Annotated in this window: 19 protein-coding genes; 15 read left to right on the top strand and 4 right to left on the bottom strand. The window is 74.3% G+C overall.

Features of this window, described 5'->3' with window-relative positions:
• The 7 genes from AVP42_RS16520 to AVP42_RS00280 all read left to right on the top strand — a co-directional run.
• On the top strand, window positions 1-250 hold a 250-nt coding region (locus tag AVP42_RS16520; RefSeq protein ID WP_197466909.1), incomplete at its 5' end, for a hypothetical protein.
• A complete protein-coding gene (locus AVP42_RS00305) occupies window positions 247-1,485 on the top strand; it encodes an anhydro-N-acetylmuramic acid kinase (protein ID WP_067944981.1) in 1,239 nt (412 codons plus the stop codon). The genes AVP42_RS16520 and AVP42_RS00305, both read left to right, overlap by 4 nt.
• Entirely contained in the window at window positions 1,482-2,435 is a 954-nt protein-coding gene (murQ, locus tag AVP42_RS00300) for an N-acetylmuramic acid 6-phosphate etherase (RefSeq protein WP_067944979.1), read from the top strand. Before AVP42_RS00305 ends, murQ begins: the two co-directional genes overlap by 4 nt.
• A gap of 8 nt (window positions 2,436-2,443) precedes the next feature.
• A complete protein-coding gene (locus AVP42_RS00295; RefSeq protein ID WP_067944977.1) occupies window positions 2,444-3,352 on the top strand; it encodes a MurR/RpiR family transcriptional regulator in 909 nt (302 codons plus the stop codon).
• 54 nt (window positions 3,353-3,406) lie between these two features.
• Window positions 3,407-4,462 (top strand): permease, encoded by a 1,056-nt coding sequence (locus AVP42_RS00290; RefSeq protein WP_067944975.1) that lies wholly within the window; start codon window positions 3,407-3,409, stop codon window positions 4,460-4,462.
• A complete protein-coding gene (locus AVP42_RS00285) occupies window positions 4,455-5,297 on the top strand; it encodes a TIGR03943 family protein (RefSeq protein ID WP_067944973.1) in 843 nt (280 codons plus the stop codon). The genes AVP42_RS00290 and AVP42_RS00285 overlap by 8 nt, the downstream gene beginning before the upstream one ends.
• On the top strand, window positions 5,287-6,687 hold the full coding sequence (locus AVP42_RS00280; protein WP_067944971.1) for a hypothetical protein: 1,401 nt from the start codon (window positions 5,287-5,289) through the stop codon (window positions 6,685-6,687). Before AVP42_RS00285 ends, AVP42_RS00280 begins: the two co-directional genes overlap by 11 nt.
• 14 nt (window positions 6,688-6,701) lie before the next feature.
• On the opposite strand, the gene AVP42_RS00275 is transcribed toward AVP42_RS00280, so the two are convergent.
• Window positions 6,702-7,064 (bottom strand): DUF2510 domain-containing protein, encoded by a 363-nt coding sequence (locus AVP42_RS00275; protein WP_067944968.1) that lies wholly within the window; start codon window positions 7,062-7,064, stop codon window positions 6,702-6,704.
• On the bottom strand, window positions 7,061-7,879 hold the full coding sequence (locus AVP42_RS00270; protein ID WP_082846860.1) for a sulfite exporter TauE/SafE family protein: 819 nt from the start codon (window positions 7,877-7,879) through the stop codon (window positions 7,061-7,063). Before AVP42_RS00270 ends, AVP42_RS00275 begins: the two co-directional genes overlap by 4 nt.
• Before the next feature lie 322 nt (window positions 7,880-8,201).
• Between AVP42_RS00270 and AVP42_RS00265 the strand changes: the two genes are divergently transcribed.
• The 3 genes from AVP42_RS00265 (at window position 8,202) to AVP42_RS00255 (ending at window position 9,716) form a co-directional block, all read left to right on the top strand.
• On the top strand, window positions 8,202-8,405 hold the full coding sequence (locus tag AVP42_RS00265; protein WP_067944966.1) for a cold-shock protein: 204 nt from the start codon (window positions 8,202-8,204) through the stop codon (window positions 8,403-8,405).
• 154 nt (window positions 8,406-8,559) lie between these two features.
• On the top strand, window positions 8,560-9,252 hold the full coding sequence (locus tag AVP42_RS00260; protein ID WP_067944964.1) for a UdgX family uracil-DNA binding protein: 693 nt from the start codon (window positions 8,560-8,562) through the stop codon (window positions 9,250-9,252).
• Between the two features lie 89 nt (window positions 9,253-9,341).
• On the top strand, window positions 9,342-9,716 hold the full coding sequence (locus AVP42_RS00255; protein ID WP_067944962.1) for a zf-TFIIB domain-containing protein: 375 nt from the start codon (window positions 9,342-9,344) through the stop codon (window positions 9,714-9,716).
• Between the two features lie 88 nt (window positions 9,717-9,804).
• Here the strand turns inward: AVP42_RS00255 and AVP42_RS00250 are convergent, their stop codons facing one another.
• Together AVP42_RS00250 and AVP42_RS00245 are read right to left on the bottom strand one after the other, a co-directional pair.
• Window positions 9,805-10,128 carry a hypothetical protein gene (locus tag AVP42_RS00250; protein ID WP_067944959.1) on the bottom strand — a complete coding sequence of 108 codons (324 nt, stop codon included), beginning with the start codon at window positions 10,126-10,128 and terminating at the stop codon, window positions 9,805-9,807.
• 148 nt (window positions 10,129-10,276) lie between these two features.
• Window positions 10,277-10,738: a VOC family protein gene (locus AVP42_RS00245; protein ID WP_067944957.1), complete on the bottom strand. Its 462-nt coding sequence runs from the start codon at window positions 10,736-10,738 to the stop codon at window positions 10,277-10,279.
• Between the two features lie 184 nt (window positions 10,739-10,922).
• On the opposite strand from AVP42_RS00245, the gene AVP42_RS00240 reads away from it, so the two are divergent.
• Genes AVP42_RS00240 through AVP42_RS00220 form a run of 5 tightly spaced genes read left to right on the top strand, consistent with a single transcriptional unit; the run spans window position 10,923 to window position 13,681 of the window.
• Window positions 10,923-11,273 (top strand): helix-turn-helix transcriptional regulator, encoded by a 351-nt coding sequence (locus AVP42_RS00240; RefSeq protein ID WP_067944955.1) that lies wholly within the window; start codon window positions 10,923-10,925, stop codon window positions 11,271-11,273.
• Entirely contained in the window at window positions 11,270-11,761 is a 492-nt protein-coding gene (locus tag AVP42_RS00235; RefSeq protein WP_067944953.1) for an SRPBCC family protein, read from the top strand. The genes AVP42_RS00240 and AVP42_RS00235 overlap by 4 nt, the downstream gene beginning before the upstream one ends.
• A gap of 1 nt (window position 11,762) precedes the next feature.
• Window positions 11,763-12,209, top strand: a complete 447-nt coding sequence (locus tag AVP42_RS00230) for a VOC family protein (protein ID WP_067944951.1) — start codon at window positions 11,763-11,765, stop codon at window positions 12,207-12,209.
• Between the two features lie 37 nt (window positions 12,210-12,246).
• Entirely contained in the window at window positions 12,247-12,768 is a 522-nt protein-coding gene (locus tag AVP42_RS00225; protein WP_067944949.1) for a metallophosphoesterase, read from the top strand.
• 49 nt (window positions 12,769-12,817) lie between these two features.
• A complete protein-coding gene (locus AVP42_RS00220) occupies window positions 12,818-13,681 on the top strand; it encodes a PhzF family phenazine biosynthesis protein (protein WP_067944947.1) in 864 nt (287 codons plus the stop codon).
• The last annotated feature ends 25 nt before the right edge of the window (window positions 13,682-13,706 follow it).

The following is a 13,706-nucleotide window of genomic DNA, read 5'->3' as shown; positions in this document are numbered from 1 at the left end:
CGACCCGCCGCAGGCGGCCCTCGTCGTCGCCGTCGCACGCGTGCGGCCCGACGCGGTCGTCGTCAACGTCGGCGCCGCCGACGGCGCGCCCGACATCGCGGCCGGCACCGACGCGCCCGCCCTGCCCGTCGTCCACGCGCGCGCCGCGAGCCGGCTCGCCGCCATCGCCGTCCGCGAGCGACTCGAAGCCGGCACGACGCCGGCGAAGCCTGCGGCCGGCGTCCCGCTCGCGTCCGGAGCGGGCCGATGAGGATCCTCGCGCTCCAGTCCGGCACGTCGGCCGACGGCATCGACGTCGCCCTGGTCGACGTCGAGCACCGCGCCGACGCGGATGCCGGCGTGCACCTCGGCCTCGCGCCCGTCCGCACCCGGACCGTGGCCTGGCCCGACGGGCTGCGCGACCGGGTGCTCGACGTGGTGCACGGTGCCGCCCTCACGGGCGCGGAGTGGTGCCGCCTCGACACCGAGCTCGGTCGCGCGTTCGCCGACGCCGCGGCATCCGTCGCCCCGGCCGGCGAGGCCGACCTCGTCGTCTCGCACGGGCAGACCGTGCACCACTGGGTCGACGGCGGTCGCGCGCAGGGCACGCTGCAGCTCGGCTCGCCCGCGTGGATCGCCGAGCGCATGGACGCGCCCGTGGTCGCCGACCTGCGGACGGCCGACATCGCCGCGGGCGGCGAGGGCGCACCCCTCATGGCCGTGTTCGACCGGGCCTGGCTCGGCGCCGAGGCACGCGAGTCGGGCCGGCCCATCGCCACCGCGAACCTCGGCGGCATCGCGAACGTGCAGGTCGTGCACCCCGACGGCGAGGTCGAGGCGTTCGACACCGGCCCGGCCAACGGGCTGCTCGACGCGGCCGTCGTCCGCGCCACCGACGGCGCGAGCGGCTACGACCGCGACGGTGCGCTCGCCGCGGGCGGCACGGTGCACGACGCGCTCCTGCGCGAGCTCCTCGCGCACCCGTACTTCGCAGCGCCGGCGCCCAAGACCACCGGGCGCGAGACGTTCACGCTCGACGTCGTCGACGCCGCGGCGAGGCGAGCGGATGCCGCGGACCTGCCGCTCGCCGACCTGCTCGCCACGCTCGCCGAGCTCACCGCGCGCACCGTCGTCGCGGCCGTGCCGGACGGCACCGCCGACCTCGTCCTCTCGGGCGGCGGCGTGCACAACGCCGACCTCGTGCGCCGGATCGGCGCGCACGCAGGGGCCCGCGGCATCCGCCCCGCCTCGAGCGCCGAACGCGGCGTCGACCCCGACGCCAAGGAGGTGCTGCTGTTCGGCCTGCTCGGCTGGATGCGCTGCCACGGCATCGCCGCCGAACTGACCCGGCACGGACGCGGCACGCCGCGCGTGCTCGGCACCCTCACCGCCGCCCGCGGCCCCGGCGCACCGCCCGGCCGCCACCGCACCGACGCACCACCGCACCGGCTCGCCGCCCTCACCGTGCAGCCGAGTCCCGCCCCGAACATGGAAGACCAGGCATGACCTCCCTCACCAGCTCCACGCCGCCCGCCGACCTGCGCGACCTGCTCGAGCAGCTCGCCACCGAGGCGGTCCGCGGCGACTCCGGCGAGCTCGACCTGCTCGACACGGCCGCGCAGCTCGCCGTGCTCGACGCGGCGAACGCCGAGGCGGTCGCCGTTGTCCGCGCGGCCGCGCCGCAGATCGCCGCCGCCGTCGACGCCATCGTGCCGAGGCTCCGCGACGGCGGCCGCCTCGTCTACGTCGGCGCCGGGACCGCCGGCCGCATGGGCGTGCTCGACGCGAGCGAGATCCCGCCGACGTTCGGCACCGACCCCGCGCTCGTCGTCGGGCTCATCGCGGGCGGCGACCGCGCGCTCCGGCACTCCGTGGAGGACGCCGAGGACGACCCCGGCGCCGGTGCCGCCGACCTCGCCGCGATCGGCCTCTCCTCGCGCGACGCGGTGGTCGGCATCTCCGCCTCCGGCCGCACGCCCTACGTCGTCGGCGCGCTCCGGCACGCCCGCGAGGCCGGCGCGCTCACGATCGGCTTCGCGTGCAACGCCGACTCGGAGATCGCCCGCGTCGCGGAGCTCGCGATCGAGACGGTGGTCGGCCCCGAAGTCGTCACCGGGTCGACCCGGCTCAAGGGCGGCACCGCCCAGAAGCTCGTGCTGAACGCCGTCTCGACCCTCGCGATGGTGCGCCTCGGCAAGGTGCACGGCAACCTCATGGTCGACGTCCGCGCGACCAACGCGAAGCTCCGCGCGCGCGCCGAGCGCATCGTCCGGTTGGCGACCGGGGTCGAGGCGGATGCCGCGGCCGCCGCGCTCGCCGCGTGCGACGGTCGCGTGAAGCCCGCCATCCTGGTGACCCTGACGGGGGTGTCGCCGGAGGTCGCGACCGAGCGACTCGCCCGCGAGGATGGAGTGCTGCGCGCAGCGTTGCGCGGCATCATCGACGAGACCCGGTGAGGAGTCCGATGACCAACGTGCTGACCGAGGTGCGGCAGGCGCTGCCGCGGCTGAGCTCCGCCGAGGCGAAGGTGGCCGAGGCGGTCGTCGACGACCCGACGCTCGTGGTCGACCTCACCATCACCGAACTCGCCGACGTGTGCGGCACGTCGCTGTCGACCGTGGCGCGCTTCTGCCAGACGCTGGGGTTCTCGGGCTACCGCGAGTTCCGCATGGAGGTCGCGAGCGCCCTCAGCCGCGAGCAGGCCGAACGCGATCGCTTCGGGCTCGCCGACTCCGACATCAGCCCCGACGACCCGGTCGGCGACGTCATCTCGAAGATCGCGTTCCAGGAGGTGCTCGCGATCGAGCAGACCGCGCACGCGCTCGACACGACGGTGCTCGACGCGGTCGTCGACGCGCTCGCCGGCGCGCGGCACGTCGACGTGTACGGCTTCGGCGCCTCCGGCCTCACCGCGCAGGACCTGCAGCAGAAGCTCGCCCGCATCGGCATCTCCGCGGCGTGCTCGGTCGACGTGCACGTGGCGCTCGTCTCCGCGGCGCTGCGGCGGCCCGGCGATGTCGCGATCGCCGTGTCGCACACGGGCCTCACCGCCGAGACCCTCCAGGCCCTCGAGGTCGCGGGCGCGGCGGGGGCGACGACGGTCGCGATCACGAACTCGCCGCACTCGCCCGTGGGCCGCGCCGCGCAGTACGTGCTCGCCACGCAGGCCCGCGAGAGCGCGTACCGCATGGGCGCGATGTCGAGCCGCATCGCGCAGCTCGCGATGGTCGACTTCGTGTTCGTCCGCCTCGCGCAGCGACTGCACGACGAGGTCGCCGCGCCGCTGCGTCGCACCTGGGAGGTGACCGCGACCCACCGCCGGTCCGCCCGGGGGAGCGCCGCGCACGACGTCGGAACCGCCCCCGAGCACTGAGCCCCGCCCGCGCCCTGCGCGCATCCGCTTCGCGCTTTGCCTACCCTTGAGGGGATGACGTCCCCCGTGAGCGCCCCCGCGCGACCCGCCAGCACGACCCGACGCACCGTCGGGTTCGGCGTGGGCGTCGCCGCCGTGCTGCTGCTGCTCTCGGTGCGCCTGTTCGCCCCCGCCGAGACCGGCGAGGCGCTCTCCGACGGCGTGCGCGACGGCATCACGCTCGCGATCAGCGTCGTCATCGAGTCGCTGCCGTTCGTCTTCCTCGGCACCGTGCTCTCGATCGCGGTGCAGCTGTTCCTGCCGGCCGACTTCCTGATGCGGCGACTGCCGCGCACGCCGTGGCTGCGGCGCGCGGTCGTCTCGCTGTTCGGCGTGCTGCTTCCCGTGTGCGAGTGCGGCAACGTGCCGCTCGCGCGCGGCCTGATGCTCCGCGGCCTGTCGGTCGGCGAGTCGATGACCTTCCTGCTCGCCGCGCCCATCCTGAACCCGGTGACGATCGTGGTGACGTACCAGGCGTTCGGCTGGGAGGACGGCATCCTCGCGTGGCGCATCATCGGCGGGTTCCTCGTCGCGAACCTGATCGGCTGGATCTTCAGCCGGCACCCCGATCCGATGCGCCTGCTCACGCCCGGCTTCCAGGCCACGTGCGCGCACGCCGCCGACGAGCAGGCCGCCCACGGCGGTGCGCACGGGCGCGCTGCGGCGCCGGCGAAGGCGCGGCAGGCGGTCCGCATGTTCGCCGACGAGACCTCGGCGATGCTGCCGGCGCTCATGGTCGGCTCGGCGATCGCGGGCGCCATCCAGATCGCGGTGTCGCGCGACGTGCTCGTCGCGGTCGGGCAGGACGCGGTGTGGTCGGTCGTCGCCCTCATGCTGCTGGCGTTCGTCATCTCGATCTGCTCGAACGTCGACGCGTTCTTCGCGCTCGCGTTCGGCTCGACGTTCCTGCCGGGCGCGATCATCGCGTTCCTCGTGTTCGGTCCGATGATCGACATCAAGATGCTCGCGCTCATGCGCACGACGTTCACGGCCCGCACGCTCGTGCAGGTCACGGCGGTGGTGGCGCTCGCGTCGGCCGCGATCGGGTTGGGGGTGAACGCGTTTGCGTGAGTTCCTGCGCCGCTGGCAGGGCGTGCTGCTCGCCGCGATCGGCGTCGTCGCGACGCTGTGGCTCGCCGCGACGAACCGCCTGGGCTTCTACATCCACCCGCGCTACTTCCTCTTCACGGTGATCATGGCCGTGATCGCGGTGGTCTTCGTGGTGGCCGCGTTCGCCGTGATCCCGGTGCTGCGACGGCGGGCGACGGATGCCGCGGGCGACGGCTCCGACGGCCACGACCACGGCGACCACGACCACGACCACGACGACCATCACGGCCACGACCACGACCACCACGGCCACGACGCCGCCGCGGCCGGCCCCGCGGCATCCGCTCGCCGTCGCCTCGGCACGGTCGCCGGCATCGCGATCGTGGCCGGCACGGCCGTGGCCCTGCTCGTGCTGCCGCCCGCGACGCTCACCACGGCGACCGCCGAGAACCGCGAGCTGAACGCCGCGGCCGTCGGCCCAGATTCGGCCGCGCCCGACCTCGTCGGCGGCGACACCTCGTCGTTCACGGTCAAGGACTGGGCCCTCATCCTGCGGCAGAACCCCGACCCGGCCGACTTCGCCGACCCGATCTCCGTCACCGGGTTCGTGCTGCCGTCGCCCGACGACGAGGACGTCTTCTACGTCGCCCGGTTCACGGTCACCTGCTGCGCGGTGGACGCGCAGCCCGTCGGCGTGCCCGTGCACCTGCCCGGCTGGCAGGACCGCTTCGCGGCCGACGACTGGGTCACCGCGGAGGGCCGGCTCGACGTCGACCCCGCCGGCGGGCCGTCGCCCGTGCTGGTCCCCGAGACGGTCGAACCGACCGGGCAGCCGGAGCAGCCGTATGTCTTCTGAGTCGCCCGTCGCCGGCGCTGCCGAGTCGCCGCCCGCGTCGGCGCGCTTCACGCGGCTCGTGCTCGCCATCGTCGCGGTGCTCGCGGTGCTCGTCGTCGGCCTGGGCGCGGCGAACGCCCTCCGCGGGCCGCGCGTGCTCGACACGGTCGCCGGCCTCGGCGACGCGACGCGCCTCGCGGGGACGACGATCGAGTTCCGCCTGAACCAGCCGGTCGCCGACCTCGACGCGAGCGCGGTGCGGGTCGACCCGGCGACGGATGCCACGGTCTCGGTCGACGATCGGACGGTGCGCGTCGCGTTCGCCGCGCCGCTGCGCCCCTCGCAGGACTACGTCGTCGAGGTGGCCGGGGTGCGCGCCGTCGGCGGCGGACCGGAGTCGGCGCTGCGGCACGAGTTCCGCACCGCGGACGAGGTGCTCCACGTGCTGCAGCGCCGCGCCGACGGCGACGACACGGTGGTCCGCGTCGCGACCGGCGGCGGTGAGCCCGAGGTCGTGCTCGCCGCACCGCGGATCGAGTCCTTCGCCCACGCCGGCGACGTCATCGCGGCGATCGAGCTCCTCGACGACGGCGCGAACGCGCTCCGGATCGCCGCCGCCGGCCAGGAGGGCCCGCCGGCGAGCCTGGCGCTTCCGCAGTCCGGCGACGTGCGCAACCTGCAGGCCTCGACCACCCGCCCGCTGCTCGGGTTCGTCCAGGACGGCGCCGGCGGATTCGCGACGCTGCACGTGCTCGACGTCGCCGACGGGGTGACGGCGACGCCGCAACCCGTGCTCGGACTCGACGGGTCGCCCATGTCGGTGGACGACTACGCGTTCGTTCCCGGGACCTCGTCGCTCGTCGTGCGCGACCGCGACGGCGCGATGTTCCTGGTCGACGCGGCCGGCGTGCGCCCGTCGACACCGCTCGGCTCGCACACCGAGTTGCGCGGCATCCTCCCGGGCACCAGCACGGTGGTCGTCGCGGATCCCGATCGCGGCGCCACGATCGACCTCGCGACCGGGGAGACCTCGACCCTCGAGCTGCCCCCGGCGGACCTGCCCGACGGGGCGTACCCGGGCCGGGTGACGTCGCTCGACCTCGCGGGTGCGCACCTGCTCAACGTGCTCATCTTCGACGGCTCCGACGGGGGCCAGGCCTCCCTCGTCGCCCGGGCGGACGCCGACGGCACCTCGGTCGTGTTCGCGCCGGCGGAGGGCTCCGCCGTGCTCGACCACTGCCTCGCCCCCGGTGGCACCCTCGTCGCCGTCGAGACGGGCGCGGTGGGCGCGCCGAACGACGGCTACGAGGACGAGCCGTGGGTGGCCGACACGATCACGACCCTCGTGGAGGTCGACACCGGCCGCATCGTGCTGAGCCTCGCGGGCGGTCGCAGCGACTGGTGCGGCTGACGCCGCCGAGCCGGTCAGCCGATCAGGGCGATCGCGAGGGCGGCGCAGGCGATGACGAGCGCCGCCGCCGCGGTGACGGTGCCCGCCGGACTCGCGACGCGCACCGTGCCGCGACCGTCGTCGACCGGGCGCGCGGCGGGCGGCGTCGGGATCGTGGTGTGGTCGGCCACGGCCTCCGCGAGGCGGATCGTGCGGTGCAGCGCCGGCTCCGGCCGGCTCGGGGCAGCGGATGCCGCGGCGACGTCGCCGGGGACAGCGACCCGCACGGCGCCCGCGCGCGCGGTGTGCGGCGTCCACCCGGAGCCGTCCCAGTAGCGCAGGAGCGCGGCATCCGTCTCATCGGGGTGCCAGCCGGCGGCCCGGTCGCCCGGAGTCACGAGCGTTCCGAACGCCCCGCACGGATGGCGCGGACGGCGAGCTGCACGGATGCCGCGACGAGCAGCGCGGCGAACAGCCACGCCGCGACCGTCGGCGGCAGGAGGAACGCGAGGGCGACCCCGGGGATCGCGGCGAGCGTCGCGGCGGCGCCGACGATGAGGCCGTCGCGCGCGACGAGCATCCGGCCGCGGATGTTGGCGATGCTGCCCGAGATCGACGTGGGGATCATGGCCGCGAGCGAGGTGCCCTTCGCCAGGAGGTCGCCCATGCCGAACAGCGTGATGAACGCGGGCACCATGATGAGCCCGCCGCCGATGCCGAACAGGCCGGCCGCGATGCCCATCACGAACCCGAGCCCCACGTAGGCGATGCCGATGCCGAGGTCGAGTTCGGCCGGGTCCGCGGTCCGGTCCGGCGGCACGATCACGAGGCGCACCGCCACGACGAGCAGCAGGACGATGAAGCCCCATCGCAGCCACCCGATCGGCAGCCGCCGGAGCAGGTGGGCGCCGATCCAGGATCCGCCGATGCCGCCCACGGCCACGAGGCCCGCCGCGGCGAGATCGACCTCGCCGTTGGCGAAGTAGGCGATCGAGCCGACGATCGCGGTCGGCACGATGGCCGCGAGCGAGGTCGCGGCGGCCCGGCGCTGGTCGAATCCCGCGAGGACGATGAGCAGGGGGACCATGATGATCCCGCCGCCCACGCCGAACGCGCCGGAGAGCAGGCCGCCCACCACCCCGACCGCGATGAGCCGCAGCGGCGACGCCGGTCGCGGCGCGGATACGACGGGATCGGCTGGCTGGTCGGGCATCCGTCCACTGTATCCACGCGCCCGCGCGCGGCCATGGGGAGCGGTCCCCGCGAGACGTTACGCAAACGTATTGCGGACGCACAGGAAGGATGGGATAGCCTGAAGGTTCCTCCAACTTGCGGGCGCCCGCCCGTGTCACGACTGATTGCCCGGAGGCGGCACGATCCGCAGGCATGACCCGAGACCGAGGGATCGCCGCCGTAACGGCGCAGCACCCTCGGACATCGTCCACCGACATCCGTCGGGGGACTGCGGACGGCCGTCTGGCCGAACGTGACGGGCCGAACCGTTCGGCCCGGTTCGAAGCAAGGGAATACACAGCATGGCAACCGGAACCGTCAAGTGGTTCAACGCCGAGAAGGGCTTCGGCTTCATCGCCCCCTCCGACGGCAGCGCCGACGTCTTCGCGCACTTCAGCGCCATCACGGGCAGCGGCTACCGCTCGCTCGACGAGGGCCAGAACGTGGAGTTCGAGGTCGTCCAGGGTCAGAAGGGCCCGCAGGCCGAGAACATCCGCGCGATCTGAGCGCACGACGCGCATCGCGCGTCGCACCCGAACGCCGGGCCGGACTCATCGTCCGCCCGGCGTTCGCCGTTTCCGGGATCCGTGGCCGTAGCATGCGGCACGCGCCCGGGCAACGGGATGGGGCGCCGGGGGTGCGGGTCGTAGCCTCGCCCGCATGACCCCCGCCGAGGAGCGCCCGGACGCCGGAGCCGAGGACGATCGTCCCGGCGCCGAGGCGTGGGTGCCCGCCGCGGCCGATCTCGACGCGCTCCGGTCGGCCGCTCCCGGATGCCGCGGCTGCGAGCTCTACCGCGACGCCACGCAGGTGGTGTTCTCGTCCGGTGGGGCGGGTGCCCGCCTGATGCTCGTGGGGGAGCAGCCCGGCGACCGGGAGGACCTCGAGGGCGAGCCCTTCGTCGGGCCCGCGGGTCGCCTGCTCGACCGGGCGCTCGACGCGGCGGGCATCCCGCGCGGCGACGCGTACCTCACCAACGCCGTCAAGCACTTCCGATTCGAGCTGCGCGGCAAGCGGCGCATCCACGCCAAGCCGGCGGTCGCGCACGTCGTCGCATGCCGTCCCTGGCTCGAGGCGGAGTTCGACGTGGTACGGCCCCGCGTCGTCGTCTGCCTCGGGGCGACGGCGGCGCGCGCGGTCGTCGGCTCGGCGGTGCGCATCGGCGAGGTGCGGGGTCGGGTGCTGGAGGAGGATCGTTCGGGGCGGCCGCTCCCGGCGCCCACGGTGGTCACGGAACATCCGTCGGCCGTCCTCCGGCTGCGGGAGCGCCCGGCGCGCGAGGCGGCGTTCGCCCGGCTCGTCGACGACCTCGCCGCCGCGGCGGAGGTCGCGGAGGGGAGCTCCGCACGGTGAACGCGGCCCGTGTCGGAGCCGACCGGTCCCGCCGATCTCGCAGCTTGCCCCGATAGGCTCGCGGCCCCACCCGTGATGAAGGAGTCAGCATGCAGTGCCCCACCGACGGCGCCGTCCTCGTGATGAGCGAGCGCAGCGGGATCGAGATCGACTACTGCCCGACGTGCCGTGGCGTGTGGCTCGACCGCGGCGAGCTCGACAAGATCATCGAGCGCGCCGGGCAGGAGTTCGCCCGTGGCGCGAGCGCTCCGGTGCCCCCGCCGCCCGCGCCGCAGATGGCGCCGCAGCAGCCCGCTCCGCCGCAGCAGGGCTCTCCGGCGAACCCGATGGACCTGCTGCGGCAGGCGACCGGTGGGTACGGCGACCGCCGGTACGACGACCGCCGCTACGACGACCGTCGCTACGACCAGGGCGCGCCGCGGAAGAAGCGCAAGGACAACTGGCTGTCGGAGCTGTTCGACTGAGCGTCCGATCCGAGGGCGCGCACGTGAACGGGCCCCCGACCGCCGAGGCGGTGCGGGGGCCCGTTCCGCGCGCGGAGCGCGGTCGGCCTCAGCCGACGAGGGCGAGCGGCGGTTCGCTCGCCTCGGTCTCGATGCTCATGCCGGCGGCGGAGTTGGCTGCAGCGACGAGGCGCTCCAGCCAGGCGCGGTCGAGCGGTCCCGACTCCTCGGCGTCGAAGACGAACCGGAGCGGGATGGCCGGCTCGATCCAGAGCGTCTCGGCCGCGGCGCCCGCGGTGGCGTCGCCGCGCAGGGTGAGCGCGAACGGCTCACGGCGGCGGAGCTTGGCGAAGACGGCGGCGCGCAGGTGGCGCAGGGTGCGGTCGTCGATGACGTAGTGGTGGCCGTCGAACCCGTATGCGAGCTGTCCCATCGTGTCCCCTCGGTCGTCATCGGGCCGGTTGTTCGGCCCGTCGTGCTGTTCGGTGATCCGAGCGTAGCGTTTTACTAGACGGTCTAGCGAAAGATGAGGAGAACCGTTCCGATAACGGATAACCGGGCCGAGCGACGCGGATCCGGGCCTATTCGTCCGCGGTCTCCCGGTCCGCCGTTGCGGTGGTCGCGGGCACCGACGCCCGGCCGATCGCGACCATCCACTGCACGCCGTACCGGTCGACGACGAGGCCGAAGGCGTCGCCCCACGGGGTCGGCTCGAGGTCGACGGTGACCTGGCCGTCGTCGGTCAGGCGTTCCCAGTACTCCCGCAGCCGTCCCTCGTCCTCGTGCCCGCCGCTCAGCGACACCGCGAAGTTGGTCCCCGCCTCGAAGGGCATCTCGTTCGGGGTGTCCGCGCCCATCAGGTTGAGGTCGCCGGAGACGAGGTGGGCGTGCATGATCTTGTCGGCCTCGACGGGATTCTCGGCGGCGTCGAAGTCGCCGAAGGTGCTGAGCGTGAGCTCGCCGCCGAAGATCGAATGGTAGAACTCCATCGCCTCGCGCGCCTCGTCGCGGAAGCTCAGGTACGGGGTGAGCAGGACGGACAATGGGGCCTCCTGGGTGGGCTGCGGCGGGCCGCGCGGCGTGCGCGGCGTGGTGCGATTCTGCCGTGCCGGCGGGCGCCGGCGCGAGGGGTGGCGGATGCCGCGGCATCCGTGGTCGCCTGCTTGACGTCGCGCACCGACCGGCGTAGCTTATCAACCAGTGAGTTGATCAATCGATTGGTTGAATATGAATGCCGCCGACGCCGATGACCGGCTCGACCGTGCCTTCCTGGCGCTGGCCGACCCGGTTCGCCGACGGATGGTCGCGCGGCTCAGCCGCGGACCGGCCACGGTCAACGAACTCGCCGAACCGTTCGACATCACCGTGCAGGCGGTGTCGAAGCACATCCGGGTCCTCGAGTCCGCCGGACTCGTCACCCGCAGCCGCGACGCCCAGCGTCGCCCCGTGCACCTCGATGCGGCCGCGCTCGAGAAGCTCACCGAGTGGATCGACCGGTATCGCCTCATCCACGAGCAGCAGTACCGCAAGCTCGACGCGCTGCTCGCCCGCAGCGACACGAAGGAGTCGTCGTCATGACCACCGAGACCCGCAACCCCGTCACCATCACCGCCCCCGAGGGGCTGCCGTACATCGATATCGAGCGCGTGTTCGACGCGCCCGTGTCGGCGGTCTTCGCCGCCCACCGGGACCCCGAACTCGTGCGGCAGTGGCTCGGACCCGACGGGTACGAGATGCGCATCGAACGCTGGGACTACCGGACGCAGGGCGGGTACCGCTACGTGCACACCGACCCCGAGGGCAACGACTGGGCCTTCAACGGCACGTTCCACACGGTCCGCGAGAACGAGTTCGCGGTGCAGACCTTCGAGTTCGAGGGCGTGCCCGACGTGGTCGCCGTCGAATCCATGACGTTCGAGGACCTCGGCGACGGGCGCACGCGCCTGCGCGGGCACTCGGTGTACCCGAGCCTCGAGGCTCGCGACGGCATGGTGCAGTCCGGCATGGAACGCGGCGTGAGCGAGGGCTTCGCCCGGCTCGACGCCCTGCTCGCGGCGGAGGTGTGACATGGACTGGACGCTCGAGGTCGTCATCGTCCCCGTGAGCGATCTCGACCGCGCGATCGAGTTCTACCGCGACCGCGTCGGCTTCGAGCTCGACCACGACACGCACGCCGGGCCGCACCGGTTCGTGCAGCTCACCCCGCCGGGGTCCGGGTGCTCCATCGTCATGGGCACGCTCCCGGCGCAGTCCGAGATGGCGCCCGGCTCGCTCAAGGGGGTGCAGCTCGTCGTCGCCGACGCCGAGGCGGCGCGCGAGCAACTCGTCGCGCGCGGCGTCGACGCCGGCCCGATCCAGGTGATCGACCCGCGCGACGGCGGCACGTTCTTCGGGTTCGCCGACCCCGACGGCAACTCGTGGGCCGTGCAGCAGATCCGGGCGCGCGGCGAGCGGCCGCTCATCCCGCATGAGGCGCGGCAGCGCTTCGGCGCCGAGCAGGACGCGACGGCCTGACAGGGGCGCTCCCGGCGCGGGCGGGCAGGATGAGGGGGTGACCTCCCTCGTCCTGCTCGCCGACACGCACCTGCCCAAGCGCGCACACGACCTGCCGCCCGAGGCCTGGGCCGCGGTGGATGCCGCGGACCTGGTCGTCCACGCCGGGGACTGGGTCGACGTCGCCACCCTCGACGCGCTCGAGGCCCGGGCGGCGCGACTCGTCGGCGTCCACGGCAACAACGACGGCGCGGCGCTGCGCGCCCGCCTGCCCGAGGTGGCCCGGATCGAGGTCGACGGCGTCCGGATCGCGGTCGTCCACGAGACCGGAGCCGCCGTCGGCCGCGAGCGGCGGATGCAGGCCGCATTCCCCGACGTCGACGTCCTCGTCTTCGGGCACAGCCACATCCCGTGGGACACGACCGCGCCGAACGGCCTGCGCCTGCTCAACCCGGGTTCGCCGACCGACCGGCGCCGCCAACCCGTGGCGACGTTCATGACGGCGACCGCTCGCGACGGGCGGCTCGACGACGTCCGGCTCGTCGCGATCGACCCGGCCTGGCGCGGCGCAGGCCACTGATCGCCGACTGGACCGCGACGGGCGCCGCGCCGCGAGCGACGATGGACCGGTGACCCCCGCACCGCAGATCCTCCGCTACGCCGCCTTCACGTCCGACCCCGAGGGCGGCAACCCCGCCGGCATCGTGCTCGATGCGGCCGGGCTCGACGACGCCGACCTGCTGCGCATCGCCGCCGAGGTCGGGTACGCCGAGACCGCCTTCGTCACGGGCAGCGCCGACGGCGCCCGCGTCATCCGCTACTTCTCACCGGTCGCCGAGGTGCCGTTCTGCGGTCACGCGACGGTCGCGACCGCCGTCGCGATCGCCGAGCGCGAGGGGCCCGGGCGGGTGCGATTCGCGACGCCCGTCGGCGAGGTCCGCATCGAGACGGCGGAGGTCGACGGGGCGCTCCGCGCGGCGTTCACGAGCGTCGAGCCGCGGGTCGAGCCCATGCCGGAGCCGGTGCTCGCCGAGCTGCTCGACCTGCTCGGGCTCCGGGCGTCGCAGCTCGACGAGCGGCATCCGCCCCGCATCTCGTTCGCCGGCAACCGCCACCCGGTGCTCGTGGTCGCCGACGCGGCCGCGTTCGACGCCTTCACCTTCGATCCCGACGCCGCACGGGCGCTCATGGACGCCCGCGACTGGCCCGCGACGATCACGGTGCTGCACCGGCTCCCGGACGCCGCCGACGGCGCACTCCGGTTCGAGGCGCGCAACGTCTTCCCGGTCGGCACGATCACCGAGGATCCCGCGACCGGCGCCGCTGCAGCGGCCGTCGGGGGCAACCTGCGCGCGCTCGCCGCGGTCGAGCCGCCGGCGCGCGTGCGCATCGCCCAGGGCCGGCACGTCGGCCGCCCGAGCGAGCTCGTCGTCGACATCCCCGAAGCGGGTGGCATCGTCGTGAGCGGCGGGGCCGTCGAGATCGCAGGGTGACCCGGTCGACCGGTGCGAGGGCGGA

This window comes from Agromyces sp. NDB4Y10 (assembly GCF_001620055.1).
Classification (GTDB): domain Bacteria; phylum Actinomycetota; class Actinomycetes; order Actinomycetales; family Microbacteriaceae; genus Agromyces; species Agromyces indicus.
This window is presented reverse-complemented; position numbering and strand designations above follow the sequence as displayed.